The sequence below is a fragment of the Micromonospora sp. CNZ309 genome (assembly GCF_002846525.1).
Window position 1 is genome coordinate 4,251,891 of record NZ_PJNG01000001.1, and the last position, 14,613, is coordinate 4,266,503.

The following is a 14,613-nucleotide window of genomic DNA, read 5'->3' on the forward strand; positions in this document are numbered from 1 at the left end:
CGATGGAGAGGACGACGGGCAGCACGGTCCGGGTCGCCGGGCTGGTCCGGCGCTTCGGGGCCGGCCCGCAGCGGGTGACGGCGGTCGACGACGTGTCCCTGGAGATCCCGGCGGGGACGGTGGTGGCGCTTACCGGGCCCAGCGGCTCCGGCAAGTCGACGCTGCTGCACATGATCGGCGCGATCGAGCAGGTGGACGCCGGCACGATCACCGTGGACGAGCGGGAGATCACCGCGCTCGGCCGCGCCGCCCTCACGCGGTACCGGCAGCGGGTCGGCTTCGTCTTCCAGCGCTACCACCTGCTGCCCGCGCTCACCGTGCTGGACAACGTGACCGCGCCGGTGCTGCCCCGGCGCGGGCGGTCCGACCACGCCGCCCGGGCCCGGGAGCTGCTCGACGCGGTGGGCCTGGCCGGGCGCGAGCGGGCCCTGCCGGCTCAGCTCTCCGGCGGTCAGCAGCAGCGGGTCGCGATCGCCCGGGCGCTGATGGGCTCCCCAGGGCTGCTGCTCGCCGACGAGCCGACCGGCAACCTCGACTCGGCCACCGGCGGGCAGATCCTCGACCTGCTGCTGGATCTGCGCGACCGGCACGGCATGACGATCCTGCTCGCCACGCACGAGCGGGCGGTGGCCGCCCGGTGCGACCGGCTCGTCCGCCTCGGCGACGGGCGGGTCGTGGAGGACGTGGACCTCACCCACGGCGAGGACCCGGCGGCCACCTTCCGGCGCGCCGCCGGCCTGCGCCTGTAGAACCGCTTCCGGGCGCCGTCGGCGCCGTCGTCGGTGCCGACGCCGGTGCCGACGCCGCGACGGCTGCGCGGGTGGCTGGGCGCGGCACCGGCCGTCGAAGCGACCCGGAAATGCGGCTGCCCGGGTCCGCCGGCGGCGGACCCGGGCAGCCGGGAGAAGTCAGGCGGTCGGGCTGGCGGTGCGGACCTGCTCGGCGATGCGCTCGGCCGTCTCGCGGGCGGCGCGCTCGGTGGCCGCCTCGACCATGACCCGGACCAGCGGCTCGGTGCCGGAGGGACGCAGCAGCACCCGCCCGGTCTCCCCCAGCTCCGCCTCGGCCCGCTCGACCTCGGCCCGGACGGCGGGCGCGGCGGCGCCGACCGTACGGTCGCCGACCGGCACGTTGATCAGCACCTGCGGCAGCTTGGTGACCACGGCGGCCAGCTCCGCGAGGGACCTGCCCGTGGCGGCGAGCCGGGACATCAGGTGCAGCCCGGTCAGCACGCCGTCGCCGGTGGTGGCGTACGCCGGCATGACGATGTGCCCGCTCTGCTCGCCGCCCAGCGCCAGGCCGGACGCGCGCAGCTCCTCCAGCACGTACCGGTCGCCGACCTTGGTCTCGAGGAGCCGGATGCCCTGCGCGGACATGGCCAGCCGCAGGCCGAGGTTGCTCATCACGGTGGCGACGAGGGTGTCGTCGGTGAGCGTGCCGGCCTCCCGCATGGCGAGCGCGAGGATCGCCATCACCTGGTCGCCGTCGACCTCGTCCCCGTCGGCGGTCACCGCGACGCACCGGTCGGCGTCGCCGTCGTGGGCGATGCCCAGGTGCGCGCCGTGCTCGACCACGGCGGCCCGCAGGGCCTCGATGTGGTTGGAGCCGCACTCGTCGTTGATGTTGAGCCCGTCCGGCTCGGCGTGGATGGCGACGACCTCGGCACCGGCCTCCCGGTACGCCACCGGCGCCACCTCGGCCGCCGCGCCGTTGGCGCAGTCGACCACGACCTTGATCCCGTCGAGGCGGTGCGGCACCGTGCCGATCAGGTGCTGCACGTAGTGGTCGGCGCCGTCGAGCAGGTCGTGCACCCGCCCGACGCCGGCGCCGATCGGCCGCTTCCAGGCGGTGGTGGCGTTCGCCTCGACGGCCGCCTCGATCCGCATCTCGATCTCGTCCGGCAGCTTGTGCCCGCCGGCGGCGAAGAGCTTGATCCCGTTGTCGGGCATCGGGTTGTGCGAGGCGGAGAGCATCACGCCCAGGTCGGCCTTGGCCTCGGCGGTGAGGAACGCCACGGCCGGGGTGGGCAGCACGCCCACGCGGACCACGTTGGCGCCGGCGCTGGTGAGGCCGGCGACCACGGCGGCCTCCAGCATCTCGCCGCTGGCCCGGGTGTCGCGCCCGACCACGGCCAGCGGGGGATGGCTCCGGTCCGACTCGGCGAGTGTGTGCGCGGCGGCGACCGCCACCGCCAGCGCCAACTCAGGCGTGAGATCCGCGTTCGCCCGCCCGCGTACGCCGTCCGTGCCGAACAACCGGCCCATACCCGCCAACCTCCGATGAAACGGTCCAGGAAAGGCGAACGGCCGGGCCACCTCCCATCCAGGGGAGGTGAACCCGGCCGTTCGTCAGAAGTACAACGTGCAGCTGTTGATCAGCGCTTCGAGTACTGGGGAGCCTTGCGGGCCTTCTTGAGGCCGTACTTCTTGCTTTCCTTGACCCGGGCGTCCCGGGTGAGGAAGCCGGCCTTCTTCAGCGCCGGGCGGTCGTCCGGCTCGTTGACGATCAGGGCCCGGGCGATGGCGAGCCGCAGCGCGCCGGCCTGACCGGTGGTGCCCCCGCCACGCAGGTTGGCGATGACGTCGAACGCCTCCGGCTTCTCGGCGGTGACCAGCGGGTCCTTGATGAGCTGCTGGTGCACCTTGCTCGGGAAGTAGGCCTCGAGGTCACGGCCGTTGCAGGTGATCTTGCCGCTGCCGGGGACGATGCGCACCCGGACGATGGCCTCCTTGCGACGACCCACGGTCTGGATCGGGCGGTCACCACGCGGCGCGCGGGCGACGGGCGCCGGCGCCTCGGTGGCCTCGGGGGCGACCTCGGTCTCGGTGATGTCGGTCATGCTGTTTCCTTCGCCCGCGCTCACTGCGCGATCTGCTTGATCTCGAACGGCACCGGCTGCTGCGCGCCGTGCGGGTGCTCGGCACCGGCGTAGACCTTCAGCTTCTTGATGAGCTGACGGCCGAGCTTGTTGTGCGGGAGCATGCCCTTGACGGCCAGCTCGATGGCCCGCTCGGGACGCTTGGTCAGCAGCTCGTCGTAGCCGACCTGCTTCAGACCACCCGGGTAGCCGGAGTGGCGGTAGGCGACCTTGGTGTGGCGCTTGTTGCCGGTCAGCGCGACCTTGCCCGCGTTCACGATGACGACGAAGTCGCCCGTGTCGACGTGCGGCGCGAAAGTCGGCTTGTGCTTGCCGCGCAGCAGCGTGGCGGCGTGGGTGGCCAGGCGGCCCAGCACGACATCAGAGGCGTCGATGACGTGCCACTGACGCTCGATCTCACCCGGCTTCGGGCTGTACGTACGCACAGGTATACCTTGTCTCGTCGTCGGTCTGGGGTCGCGCGCCGAGGTTACCGGGCGCGCACGAACGACCAAGCGTACCTCAGGCGGCACGCCTCTGGATGTCGTACAACAGCAGGCAACGATACCCGCCGCCCCGTCGGCAGGTCAAAACGGGGTACCGCCCCCGCCTGGCCCTCCGAGGATACCCGGCGGGGCTCACACCCCGGCCGGCCGGCTGGCTCCCGGCCGCAGATAGACCAGCCACGTCACCGCGAGGCAGACCGCGTACGCGGCGATGAAGGCGACGTACGCCGCGTCCGCGCTGCCCCGGGTCAGGAACGACTGCCGGAAGGCGACGTTCACCAGCACCCCGCCGGAGGCCCCGACCGCCCCGGCGACACCGATGAGCGAGCCGGTCATCCGCACGGCCCAGCGCTGCGCCGGGGCCGCCTCCCGCCGACCGGCCGCCACGTCGGCCGTCGCGCGGGCCCGGAAGATGGCCGGGATCATCTTGTACGTCGAGCCGTTGCCGATGCCGGAGAAGACGAAGAGCGACAGGAAGCCGAGCAGGTAGAGCCCGAACGACCGCTCGCGGGCGGCGTACAGCACCAGCGAGGCGCCGGCCGCCATCGCGACGAAGTTCCAGAAGGTCACCCGGGCCCCGCCGAGGCGGTCGGCGAGGTGCCCGCCGACCGGCCGGACCAGCGAGCCGATCAGCGGGCCGAGGAAGGTCAGCCAGACGGCGTCGGCCGGGGTCGGGAAGCGCTCGGCGAACTGGAGCTGGAGCACCTGGCCGAAGGCGAAGCCGAAGCCGATGAACGAGCCGAAGGTGCCGACGTAGAGCAGCGACATGATCCAGGTGTGCGGATCGCAAGCGGCCTCGCGCAGCGCGCCGGGCTCGTTGCGCGCCCCCGGGACGTCGTCCAGCCAGCGCGCCGCGGCGAGCGCGGCCAGCACGATCAGCGGCAGGTAGACCGCCGGCACCAGGCGGGGGTACGCGGCGCCCGCCGTCGCCAGCACCGCCAGGCCGACCAGTTGCACCGCCGGCACGCCGAGGTTGCCGCCGCCGGCGTTGAGCCCGAGCGCCCGGCCCTTGAGCCGCTGCGGATAGAAGAGGTTGATGTTCGCCATCGAGGAGGCGAAGTTGCCCCCGCCCACGCCGGTCAGGCAGGCCAGCACCATCAGGGTGGAGTAGGAGACACCGGGCTCCAGCAGCACCGTCATCGGCACGGCCGGGACGAGCAGCAGCAGTGCGCTGACGATCGTCCAGGTCCGCCCGCCGAAGCGCGCCACGGCCAGCGTGTAGGGCAGCCGCAGCGCCGCCCCGAGGGCGGCCGGCACGGCGGTGAGCAGGAACTTGCCCGCCGGGTCGATGCCGTACTCCGGGCCGAGGAAGAGCACCGTGACGGACCAGAGGCTCCACACGGAGAAGCCGACGTGCTCGGCGAAGATCGAGACCCAGAGGTTGCGGCGGGCGATCGGCGCCCCGGTCGTACGCCAGAAGTCCGGGTCCTCGGGCCGCCAGTCGTCGATGCGGCGCCGGCGGCCGGCGGCCGGCGGGGCGGCCTCGGCCAGGGGTGCGGTGGGGGCCAGTGTGCTCACGGCGACTCCTCCTCGTCGGTGTGACCTGGAGGAACGCTAGGAACCGGGGGTTACCCGACCGTGCCCGTCGCGGGTCGGGCCGGAAACGGAGACCGCACCGCGGGCGGATGCGGCCCGTGAGATGTCAGAGCTCCTGGAGGATGCGCAGCGCCCGACCGACCCGGAGCATGGTCTCGGTGTCGGCGACGTCCACGCACTCCGTGAACCACTTCTTCATCGGCGAGGAGAGCCGGTCGGGCATCACCACGTACGCGCCCATCCGCACCGCCAGGGGCGAGTCGCGCAGCAGCGCCTCCTCGACCACCTCGGCCACGATCACGATCGGCACGTCGGTGGAGTTGTAGACGTCGGAGCTGATCACCAGCCCGAGCCGTTCCCGGGCGCCGTCGATGCGCCAGACCTCGCCCCTACGCAGCACGCGGGCGCCCGCCGAAGAGCACGTCGTCGACCATGCCCACCTCGCGGGCGTCGGCGAGGGCGGCGGCTTCGAGGTCGAGACCGGCCCGGCCGACGGCGGCGGCGTGCGCGGTGAAGACCTCGCGCAGCGCCTTCTCGCGGGCCGCCTGGTCCATCCACGCCGAGAGGGAGAGCCCTTCGCGCTTCGCGAACCGCCGGGCCTCCTCGATCGTCTCGTCCGAGAACGACAGGGTCACCTTGGCAGTCATGCCGAGCAGACTACCCAGCGGTATGACCGACAGTCATCCCGTCACGCCCCGCTATTCGCGCCGGCCGCCGAACACGGCAAACCGCCACTGCTTGCACCGCCGCGGCGAGCAGCAGCGACAGCAGCCCGGTGCCCGCGCCCAGGTCCAGCACCTCGGGGGTACGCCCCGCGGCGAGCGCAGCGCGCAGCGGCGGCGCGGCCACCTCGACGGCGGTGCCGTAGAAGGCGTCGAAGCAGGGCACCAGGCGCCGGCGGGCCTCGTCGTAGCTGCCGGCCACCGCGTCGAAGACCTCGGCCACGTCCATCGCGTCTCCCGAAATATAGGACCGCTTTCCCAGATCGTAGACCCCCGCGAGCCGGTCCGCCGCCCCCGTGCGGTGTGAGCGGCTCTTGACAGGACCGAAACAAACGGGACCCGGACCGGAAATCGCCCCCCGGCACGCTTTGCCGACATGACAGACGGTGCACACGCGGCGACCGGACCGGGGCGCACGCCCCGGGAGGTGGCGACGCACTGCCCGTACTGCGCCCTCCAGTGCGGGATGACGCTGCGTGAGGAGACCGGCCGGGTGGCGGTACTCCCCCGGCAGTTCCCCACCAACCGGGGCGGCCTCTGCCAGAAGGGCTGGACCGCCGCCGAACTGCTCGACCACCCCGAACGGCTGACCACCCCGCTGCTGCGCGACCCGGTCAGCGGCGCCCTGCGCCCGGCGAGCTGGGCCGCCGCCCTCGACCGGATCGTCACCGGCCTGCGCGCCGTCCAGGAAGGACACGGCCGGGACGCGGTGGCCGTCTTCGGCGGCGGCGGGCTCACCAACGAGAAGGCGTACGCGCTGGGCAGGTTCGCCCGGGTGGCGCTGCGCACGAAGCACATCGACTACAACGGACGGTTCTGCATGTCCTCGGCGGCAGCGGCCGGGATGCGCGCCTTCGGCATCGACCGGGGCCTGCCGTTCCCCCTGGCCGACCTGGGCCGGGCCGACACGCTGCTGCTCGTCGGCGCGAACCCGGCGGAGACCATGCCCCCGCTCGTGCGCTGGCTCACCGAGCAGCGCGAACGCGGCGGCCGGCTGATCGTGGTCGACCCCCGGGTCACCGCCACCGCCCGGCTGGCCGACCTGCACCTGCAACCCCTGCCGGGCACCGACCTGGCGGTGGCGAACGCGCTGCTGCACATCGCGCTCACCGAGGGCTGGATCGACAGGGAGTACGTGGCCGACCGCACCACCGGCTTCGAGTCGGTCCGCCGGAGCGTGGCCGGCTGGTGGCCGGCCCGCGCCGAGGCGCTCTCCGGGGTGCCGGTGGCCGACCTGGAGGCGACCGCCCGGGCCCTCGGCACCGCCGGACGCGTGATCATCCTGACCGCGCGCGGCGCCGAGCAGCACGCCAAGGGCGTCGACACGGTCACCGGCTTCGTCAACCTGGCGCTCGCCCTCGGGCTGCCCGGACGCCCCGGCTCCGGCTACGGCTGCCTCACCGGGCAGGGCAACGGGCAGGGCGGCCGGGAGCACGGGCAGAAGGCCGACCAGCTCCCCGGCTACCGGAGGATCGACGACCCGGCCGCCCGGGAACACGTCGCCGGGGTCTGGGGGGTGCCGGCCGAGGAACTGCCCGGGGCGGGCGTGCCGGCGTACGAGCTGCTGGACTCGTTGGGCACGCCCGCCGGGCCGAAGGCGCTGCTGGTCTTCGGCTCGAATCCGGTGGTCTCCGCGCCCCGGGCGGCCCGGATCGAGGGCCGGCTACGGGACCTCGACCTGCTCGTGGTCGCCGACTTCCTGCTCTCCGAGACGGCCGCGCTGGCCGACGTCGTGCTGCCCACCGCCCAGTGGGCCGAGGAGGACGGCACGATGACCAACCTGGAGGGCCGGGTGCTGCGCCGCCGCGCTCTGCGTACGCCGCCGCCGGGGGTCCGTACGGACCTGGAGATCCTCGCCGACCTCACCGCCCGCCTCCGGGGTGGTGCCGGCGGCGCGGACGCCAGCGACCCGCAGGTCGTGTTTGCGGAGCTGCGGCGGGCCTCGGCGGGCGGGACCGCCGACTACGCCGGGGTGAGCTGGGAGCGGATCGACGCGCACGACGGCGTCTTCTGGCCCTGCCCGGCCGAGGACGCCCCGGACACCCCCCGGCTCTTCGCCGACCGCTTCGCCACCCCGGACGGGCGGGCCCGCTTCCACGCCGTCGAGCACCGGCCGGCGGCCGAGGAGGTCTGCGCCGAGTACCCGCTGCACCTCACCACCGGCCGGGTGCTCGCGCAGTACCAGTCGGGCACCCAGACCCGCCGGGTCGCCGCCCTGCGCCGGGCCGCCCCGGACGCCTTCGTCGAGCTGCACCCCGACCTGGCCGGACGGCTCGGCATCGACGACGGCGAGCCGGTACGGGTGGTCTCCCGCCGGGGCGAACTCCGCGCGCCGGCCCGGCTCAGCACCGCCATCCGGCCGGACACCGTCTTCGCGCCGTTCCACTGGGGTGGCGCCGCGCGGGCCAACTCGGTCACCAACGACGCCGTCGACCCGGTCTCCGGGATGCCGGAGTTCAAGATCTGCGCCGTCCGGCTGGAAAGGGTGGACGCACCATGAGCGAGCTGATCGTCCCGCAGAGCCCGGTAGCGCGGCCATGACCGAGCGGATCGTGATCGTCGGCAACGGAATGGCGGGCTCCCGGCTGGCCGGCGAGCTGCACGCCCGGGGCGGGGACCGCAAGGTCACCGTGCTCGGCGCGGAGCCGCACCGGGCGTACAACCGGATCATGCTCTCCACGCTGCTGGCGGGCCGGATCGGCGAGGCGGACGTGGAGCTGGCCGAGGCCGCCGGGCAGGGCGTCGACCTGCGCAGCGGGGTGGCCGTCACCGCCGTCGACCGCGCCGCCGCGACCGTCCACACCGACGACGGCGACCGCGTCGCGTACGACCATCTGGTGCTCGCCACCGGCAGCCGGGCCGTCGTGCCCCCGCTGCCGGGGCTGGCCGGGCCGGGGCTGCCGGAGCGGGTGGTGCCGTTCCGCACCCTCGACGACTGCCGGCGGATCCTCGCCGTGGCCGACGGCGCGCGCAGCGCCCTGGTGCTCGGCGGCGGGCTGCTCGGGCTGGAGGCGGCCCGCGGGCTCGCCGCCCGGGGCCTGACCGTCGGGGTGGTGCACCCGGTGCCGCACCTGATGGAACGGCAGCTCGACCCGGCCGGCGCGGCCGTGCTGGCCGACACCCTCGCGGGCCTCGGGGTGACCACCCACCTGGCCGTGTCGGCCACGAAGGTGGTCGCGGACGCCGACGGGGTACGCCTCGACCTGGCCGACGGCCGCTCGCTCGCCGCCGACCTGCTGGTCCTCTCCTGCGGGGTACGCCCCGACACCGCCCTCGCCGCCTCGGCGGGGCTGGCCGTCGAGCGGGGAGTGCTGGTCGACGACCGGCTGCGCACCAGCGACCCGCGGATCTCGGCGATCGGCGACTGCGCCCAGCACGACGGTGCCCTCACCGGGCTGGTCGCCCCGGCCTGGGCGCAGGCCCGGGTGGTGGCGCAGCTGCTCACCGGAGAGGACCCGGGCGCCCGCTACCGGCCCCGGCCGGCGGTGACCCGGCTCAAGGCGGCCGGCATCGACCTCGCCGCCATGGGCGACCCGGGCGACGGCGGGACCGGCGAGGAGCTGACCTTCGCCGACCCGGCCCGGGGCACGTACGCCCGGCTGCGCATCCGCGACGAGCGGCTGACCGCCGCGATCCTGCTCGGCGACAACCCGGCGGTCGGCACGGTCATCCAGCTCTTCGACCGGGGCCAACCGGTGCCGGCCGACCGGCGTTCCCTGCTGCTCGGCCGGTCGTTCGGCGCGGCGACAGCAGCGCCGGCCGCCACCCCGGCGCTGATGCCGGACGCGGCGACCGTCTGCCGGTGCAACGACGTCAGCAAGGGGGCGCTGGTGGGTTGCTGGCGTTCCGGGGCCCGGACGGTCGACGCCGTGGTCGCCGCGACCCGGGCCGGTACGGGATGCGGCGGCTGCCGGGACGCCGTCGCCGGCATCGTCGACTGGCTGTCGGAAGTGGAATCGGTGGAGGTGACGTCATGAGCGAGCGAAGCAGTCGGTTGGTGGTCGTCGGCAACGGGATGGTCGGGCAGCGCTTCGTCGACGCGCTGCGCGCCCGCGACCCGCAGGGGCGGTGGCGGGTCACCGTCCTCGCCGAGGAGAGCCGCCCGGCGTACGACCGGGTGCGGCTCTCGGCCTTCTTCGACGGGGTCGACGCCGAGGAGCTGAACCTGCACACCCCCGACGACGGGGTGGAGCTGCGCCTGGGCGAGCCGGCCACGCAGATCGACCGGGAGCGGCGGCTGGTCCGCACCGCGACCGGCGAGCACCCGTACGACGCCCTGGTGCTGGCCACCGGCTCGTCCGCGTTCGTACCGCCGGTGGCCGGCGCGACCCTGCCCGGGGTCTTCGTCTACCGCACGCTGGACGACCTGGCGGCGATCCGGGAGTACGCGCGGGGCCGGCGCACCGGTGCGGTCATCGGCGGCGGGCTGCTCGGGCTGGAGGCGGCGAACGCGCTGCGGCTGCTCGGGCTCGACGCCAGCGTGGTGGAGTTCGCGCCCCGGCTGATGCCCGTGCAGGTCGACACTGCCGGCGGCGCGATGCTGCGCCGCTACGTCGACGAGCTGGGCGTGGCGACCCACCTGGGCGTCGCCACCACCGCGCTGCGGCCCGGGCCCGACGGCGCGGTCGCCGGGCTGGAGCTGGCCGACGGGACCGTGGTCGACGCCGACCTGGTGGTGGTCGCCGCCGGCATCCGTCCCCGCGACGAGCTGGCCCAGGCGGCCGGTCTCGCCCTGGGCCCGCGCGGCGGGGTGCTGGTCGACGACGCCTGCCGCAGCGCCGACGGGCGGATCTGGGCGGTCGGCGAGTGCGCGGCGGTCGACGGGACCTGCCACGGCCTGGTCGCCCCCGGGTACGCGATGGCCGAGGTGGTCGCCGACCGGCTGGTCGGCGGGGCGGCCACCTTCCCCGGGGCGGACACCGCCGCGAAGCTGAAGCTGCTCGGCGTGGACGTGGCCTCGTTCGGCGACGCGCACGGCACCACGCCGGGCTGCCTCGACGTGACGTTCACCGACCCGGCCACCCGGGTCTACGCCAAGCTGGTCCTCTCCGACGACGCGCAGACCCTGCTCGGCGGGGTGCTGGTCGGCGACGCGAGCGCCTACCCGACGCTGCGGGCCAGCGTCGGCGGCCCGCTGCCCGCTCCCCCGCTGGCGCTGCTGGCCCCCGCCGGCGCGCCGGGCGGGGGCGCGGGGGCGCTGCCCGCCACCGCCCAGGTCTGCTCCTGCAATGCGGTGACCCGCGCCGACATCGACGACGCGATCGCCGGTGGCTGCGCGGACGTGCCGGCGCTGAAGGCGTGCACCCGGGCGGGTACGAGCTGCGGCTCCTGCGTGCCGATGCTCAAGCAGCTCCTCGACGCCGCCGGGGTGCGGCAGTCCAGCGCGCTCTGCGAGCACTTCGACGCCAGCCGGCAGGAGCTGTTCGACATCGTGCGGGTGCGCGGGATCCGTACCTTCTCGCAGCTCGTCGCCGAGCACGGCCGGGGTCGCGGCTGCGACATCTGCAAACCGGTGGTCGCCTCGATCCTCGCCTCGCTGGGCACCGGGCACGTGCTGGACGGCGAACAGGCGTCGTTGCAGGACACCAACGACCACTTCCTGGCCAACCTGCAACGCGACGGCAGCTACTCGGTGGTGCCCCGGATCCCGGGTGGGGAGATCACCCCGGAGAAGCTCATCGTGATCGGCGAGGTGGCCCGCGACTTCGGGCTCTACACGAAGATCACCGGCGGGCAGCGGATCGACCTGTTCGGGGCCCGGGTCGAGCAGCTGCCCCAGATCTGGCGCCGGCTGGTCGACGCCGGCTTCGAGTCCGGCCACGCGTACGGCAAGGCGCTGCGCACGGTGAAGTCCTGCGTCGGCGAGACGTGGTGCCGGTACGGGGTGCAGGACTCGGTCGGGCTGGCCGTCGCCCTGGAGCTGCGCTACCGGGGGCTGCGCGCCCCACACAAGATCAAGTCGGCGGTGTCGGGCTGCGCCCGCGAGTGCGCCGAGGCACGCAGCAAGGACTTCGGCGTCATCGCCACCGAGACCGGCTGGAACCTCTACGTCGGCGGCAACGGCGGCTTCCGGCCCCGGCACGCCGACCTCTTCGCCACCGACCTGTCGACGGAGGCGCTGGTCCGGCTGATCGACAGGTTCCTGATGTACTACGTCCGCACCGCCGACCGCCTGCAACGCACCGCCGCCTGGATCGAGGCGATGGAGGGCGGACTGGAGCACCTGCGCGCCGTCGTCGTGGACGACTCGCTCGGCCTCTGCGCCGAACTCGACGCCGCGATGGCCCGGCACGTCGAGTCGTACTCCGACGAGTGGCGCGACGTGCTGGAGGACCCCGTACGGCTGCGCCGGTTCGCCTCCTTCGTCAACGCCCCCGACGTGCCCGACCCGTCCATCACGTTCGCGCTGGAGCGGGGCCAACCCGTCCCGGCGGGCCGTACGCCGGCCGACGGGGTCCGGCAACCGGTCGCGCTCGGCATGCCGGAGGTATGGCGATGACCACCACGACGCCCGGACTGCTGGAGGTACGGCGATGACCATCACGATGACGACGACGCGCACCTGGGTGCCGGTCTGCCCGCTCGACCGGCTGGAGCCGGAGCGGGGCGTCGCCGCGCTCGTCGACGGCGTGCAGGTGGCGCTGTTCCGCACCGCCGACGGGCTCTTCGCCATCGACAACCTCGATCCCGTCGCCGGCGCGTACGTGCTGTCGCGCGGGATCGTCGGCAGCCGGGGCGGGGCGCCGACGGTCGCGTCGCCGCTGCACAAGCAGGTGTACGACCTGCGCACCGGCGCGTGCCTCGACCTGCCCGGCGTCGCCGTGCCCCGGCACGACGTGCGCTGCCGGGACGGCCTGGTCGAGGTGCGGCTGCGACGGGAGGGGTGAATGCGCGACGAACTGGCCGGCTTCACCATCGGGGTGACCGCCGACCGGCGACGGGACGAACTCGCCGCGCTGCTGCAACGGCGGGGCGCCCGGGTGGTGATCGCCCCGGCCCTGCGGATCGTGCCGCTGGCCGACGACACCGACCTGCGTGAGGCCACCCGGGCCTGCCTGGACCGGCCGCCGGACGTCCTCATGGCCAACACCGGCATCGGGATGCGCGGCTGGCTGGAGGCGGCCGAGGGCTGGGGGCTGGCCGAGCCGCTGCGCGGCGTGCTCGCCGACGCGTACGTGGTGGCGCGGGGTCCCAAGGCGCGCGGGGCCATCCGGGCCGCCGGCCTGCACGACCAGTGGTCGCCCGACTCGGAGAGCTGCGACGAGGTGGTCGAGCACCTGTGCCGGCGCGGGGTGGCCGGGCAGGTGGTCGCCATGCAGCTGCACGGCGAGCGGCAGCCGGAGTGCACGCTGGCGCTGGAGGCGGCCGGGGCGACCGTGATCGAGGTGCCCGTCTACCGGTGGGCGCCACCGACCGACCCGGCCCCGCTGCACCGCCTGATCGACCTGGTCGCCGGCCGGCTCGTCGACGCGGTCACCTTCACCTCGGCCCCGGCGGCCGAGGCGCTGCTGCGCGCCGCCGGGGACCGCTGCGACGCGGTGCTCGACTCGTTCCGGGGCGACGTGCTCGCCAGCTGCGTGGGCGCGGTCACCGCGGAGCCGCTGCTGCGGCGCGGGGTGCCGGTCAGCGCGCCGGCCAGGGCCCGCCTGGGTGCCCTGGTCCGGACCATCGTCGACGAGCTGCCGCGCCGGACGGTCACCCTGAAGGTGGCCGGTCACCTGCTCACGCTGCGCGGGCACGCCGCCGTGGTCGACGGGGAGCTGCGCCCGCTCGCGCCGGCGCCGATGGCGGTGCTGCGGGCGCTGTGCGGCTCGCCGGGTCGGGTGCTGTCCCGGACGGCCCTGCTGCGCACGCTGCCGCGCGGCGCGGACGAGCACGCCGTGGAGATGGCGGTGGCCCGGCTGCGCGCCGGGCTACGCGCGCCCCGCGTGGTGCAGACGGTCGTCAAGCGCGGCTACCGTCTCCGGGTCGACTGACGCGACCCGGAGACGGTGGCCGTCCCGTTCAGCCGACCGGCGCCGGGTAGCCCCGGCCGTGCTCGGCCTCCAGGCGGAGCATGGCGTGCTCCACGACGGTCACGAGCACCTGCTTGACGGCGTCCCGGTGCCGGGCGTCGGTCAGCACCAGCGGCACGTCCGGCGAGATGGCCAGCGCCTCGCGGACCTCCTCCAGCTCGTACTGCGGCGCGCCGTCGAAACGGTTCAACGCCACGACGTACGGCAGCCGGCGGTTCTCGAAGTAGTCGAGCGGCGCGAAGGCGTCGGTGATCCGGCGGGTGTCGACCAGCACGGCCGCCCCCACCGCGCCCTTGATGATCTCGTCCCACATGAACCAGAACCGGGTCTGACCCGGCGTGCCGAAGAGGTACAGGATCAGGTCCTCGGCCATGGTGATCCGGCCGAAGTCCATGGCGACCGTGGTGGTCTGCTTCCCCGGCACCTTGGACGGGTCGTCGATGCCGACGCCGGCAGCGGTCATCACCGCCTCGGTTCTCAGCGGGGTGATCTCCGAGATCGCGCCGACCAGCGTCGTCTTGCCCACGCCGAAGCCGCCCGCGACCACGATCTTCGCGGAGATGATTCCCCGGTCTCGGCGGGCCCCGGCGGGGTCATAGCCTGCGAAGTCCACTTAGCACCCTTCCAAGGATTTCCATCCGCTCCTCGAACCCCTCGGCGGGAGCGGCAGTGTGTAGCGTCAGCAGGCTCTCGGCCACCATGTCGGCGACCAGCACCCGGGTGACGCCCAGCGGCATCCGGGTGTACGCGGAGATCTCGGCCAGCGACTGTGCCCGGCCCTCGCAGACGGTGGCGATGCGGTGCTTGTCGTGCCCCGCGAAGCGGGCCTCCGCAGCCTGGGTCGCGCTGGCCGTCAGGACCGCCTCCAGGGCGATGTCCATCCGGGCCTCGGTCCGGCCGCGGGTGACCGCGTACGGCCGTACCAGCGCACCACGTGGGTCCACGCGCCGTTGGTCCATCGACGATCACCTCCTCTC

The 14,613-nt window shown here is 74.4% G+C and carries 15 protein-coding genes; 6 read left to right on the top strand and 9 right to left on the bottom strand.

The genetic code is table 11. The features are described 5' to 3' along the window. Window positions 1–2: 2 nt before the first annotated feature. On the top strand, window positions 3–749 hold the full coding sequence (locus CLT72_RS17605; protein ID WP_101412772.1) for an ABC transporter ATP-binding protein: 747 nt from the start codon (window positions 3–5) through the stop codon (window positions 747–749). 159 nt (window positions 750–908) lie between these two features. Here CLT72_RS17605 and glmM read toward each other — a convergent pair whose 3' ends face one another. The 7 genes from glmM to CLT72_RS17640 form a co-directional block, all read right to left on the bottom strand. Then, window positions 909–2,264 carry a phosphoglucosamine mutase gene (gene glmM / locus CLT72_RS17610; protein WP_101412773.1) on the bottom strand — a complete coding sequence of 452 codons (1,356 nt, stop codon included), beginning with the start codon at window positions 2,262–2,264 and terminating at the stop codon, window positions 909–911. Between the two features lie 110 nt (window positions 2,265–2,374). Beyond that, complete coding sequence (gene rpsI, locus CLT72_RS17615; RefSeq protein WP_088998399.1) at window positions 2,375–2,839, bottom strand: 30S ribosomal protein S9; 465 nt, start codon at window positions 2,837–2,839, stop codon at window positions 2,375–2,377. A 20-nt stretch (window positions 2,840–2,859) separates the two neighbouring features. Beyond that, window positions 2,860–3,303, bottom strand: coding sequence for a 50S ribosomal protein L13 (rplM, locus tag CLT72_RS17620; protein WP_088998398.1), 444 nt, complete (start codon window positions 3,301–3,303; stop codon window positions 2,860–2,862). Between the two features lie 192 nt (window positions 3,304–3,495). Beyond that, on the bottom strand, window positions 3,496–4,881 hold the full coding sequence (locus CLT72_RS17625) for an MFS transporter (protein ID WP_101412774.1): 1,386 nt from the start codon (window positions 4,879–4,881) through the stop codon (window positions 3,496–3,498). A gap of 124 nt (window positions 4,882–5,005) precedes the next feature. Next, window positions 5,006–5,299: a type II toxin-antitoxin system PemK/MazF family toxin gene (locus CLT72_RS17630; RefSeq protein ID WP_088998396.1), complete on the bottom strand. Its 294-nt coding sequence runs from the start codon at window positions 5,297–5,299 to the stop codon at window positions 5,006–5,008. Beyond that, window positions 5,289–5,546, bottom strand: a complete 258-nt coding sequence (locus CLT72_RS17635) for a DUF6364 family protein (protein ID WP_088998395.1) — start codon at window positions 5,544–5,546, stop codon at window positions 5,289–5,291. The genes CLT72_RS17630 and CLT72_RS17635 overlap by 11 nt, the downstream gene beginning before the upstream one ends. A gap of 10 nt (window positions 5,547–5,556) precedes the next feature. After that, window positions 5,557–5,850, bottom strand: a complete 294-nt coding sequence (locus tag CLT72_RS17640) for a hypothetical protein (protein WP_250101744.1) — start codon at window positions 5,848–5,850, stop codon at window positions 5,557–5,559. A gap of 147 nt (window positions 5,851–5,997) precedes the next feature. On the opposite strand from CLT72_RS17640, the gene CLT72_RS17645 reads away from it, so the two are divergent. Genes CLT72_RS17645 through CLT72_RS17665 form a run of 5 tightly spaced genes read left to right on the top strand, consistent with a single transcriptional unit; the run spans window position 5,998 to window position 13,597 of the window. Continuing rightward, window positions 5,998–8,121 carry a molybdopterin oxidoreductase family protein gene (locus CLT72_RS17645; RefSeq protein ID WP_101412775.1) on the top strand — a complete coding sequence of 708 codons (2,124 nt, stop codon included), beginning with the start codon at window positions 5,998–6,000 and terminating at the stop codon, window positions 8,119–8,121. A 37-nt stretch (window positions 8,122–8,158) separates the two neighbouring features. Next, the gene (locus CLT72_RS17650; protein WP_101412776.1) at window positions 8,159–9,598 is read left to right on the top strand and encodes an FAD-dependent oxidoreductase; all 1,440 of its coding nucleotides are present in this window, start codon (window positions 8,159–8,161) and stop codon (window positions 9,596–9,598) included. Further along, entirely contained in the window at window positions 9,595–12,120 is a 2,526-nt protein-coding gene (nirB, locus tag CLT72_RS17655; protein WP_101412777.1) for a nitrite reductase large subunit NirB, read from the top strand. The genes CLT72_RS17650 and nirB overlap by 4 nt, the downstream gene beginning before the upstream one ends. Before the next feature lie 34 nt (window positions 12,121–12,154). Continuing rightward, a complete protein-coding gene (gene nirD / locus CLT72_RS17660; RefSeq protein ID WP_374208862.1) occupies window positions 12,155–12,508 on the top strand; it encodes a nitrite reductase small subunit NirD in 354 nt (117 codons plus the stop codon). Next, window positions 12,509–13,597 (top strand): uroporphyrinogen-III synthase, encoded by a 1,089-nt coding sequence (locus CLT72_RS17665; protein WP_101412778.1) that lies wholly within the window; start codon window positions 12,509–12,511, stop codon window positions 13,595–13,597. A gap of 28 nt (window positions 13,598–13,625) precedes the next feature. Here CLT72_RS17665 and CLT72_RS17670 read toward each other — a convergent pair whose 3' ends face one another. Next, window positions 13,626–14,249 carry a GTP-binding protein gene (locus CLT72_RS17670; protein WP_101412779.1) on the bottom strand — a complete coding sequence of 208 codons (624 nt, stop codon included), beginning with the start codon at window positions 14,247–14,249 and terminating at the stop codon, window positions 13,626–13,628. Then, window positions 14,230–14,595, bottom strand: coding sequence for a DUF742 domain-containing protein (locus CLT72_RS17675; RefSeq protein ID WP_088998388.1), 366 nt, complete (start codon window positions 14,593–14,595; stop codon window positions 14,230–14,232). The genes CLT72_RS17670 and CLT72_RS17675 overlap by 20 nt, the downstream gene beginning before the upstream one ends. Window positions 14,596–14,613: the final 18 nt, after the last annotated feature.

Excerpts from the sequence above, each read along its gene's own strand:
- CLT72_RS17635 (WP_088998395.1), bottom strand. The coding sequence starts at position 5,546 with ATGACTGCCAAGGTGACCCTGTCGTTCTCGGACGAGACGATCGAGGAG.
- CLT72_RS17605 (WP_101412772.1), top strand. The coding sequence starts at position 3 with ATGGAGAGGACGACGGGCAGCACGGTCCGGGTCGCCGGGCTGGTCCGG.
- nirB (WP_101412777.1), top strand. The coding sequence starts at position 9,595 with ATGAGCGAGCGAAGCAGTCGGTTGGTGGTCGTCGGCAACGGGATGGTC.
- CLT72_RS17675 (WP_088998388.1), bottom strand. The coding sequence starts at position 14,595 with ATGGACCAACGGCGCGTGGACCCACGTGGTGCGCTGGTACGGCCGTAC.
- glmM (WP_101412773.1), bottom strand. The coding sequence starts at position 2,264 with ATGGGCCGGTTGTTCGGCACGGACGGCGTACGCGGGCGGGCGAACGCG.
- CLT72_RS17645 (WP_101412775.1), top strand. The coding sequence starts at position 5,998 with ATGACAGACGGTGCACACGCGGCGACCGGACCGGGGCGCACGCCCCGG.
- rpsI (WP_088998399.1), bottom strand. The coding sequence starts at position 2,839 with ATGACCGACATCACCGAGACCGAGGTCGCCCCCGAGGCCACCGAGGCG.
- CLT72_RS17650 (WP_101412776.1), top strand. The coding sequence starts at position 8,159 with ATGACCGAGCGGATCGTGATCGTCGGCAACGGAATGGCGGGCTCCCGG.
- CLT72_RS17640 (WP_250101744.1), bottom strand. The coding sequence starts at position 5,850 with ATGGACGTGGCCGAGGTCTTCGACGCGGTGGCCGGCAGCTACGACGAG.
- nirD (WP_374208862.1), top strand. The coding sequence starts at position 12,155 with ATGACCATCACGATGACGACGACGCGCACCTGGGTGCCGGTCTGCCCG.
- CLT72_RS17665 (WP_101412778.1), top strand. The coding sequence starts at position 12,509 with ATGCGCGACGAACTGGCCGGCTTCACCATCGGGGTGACCGCCGACCGG.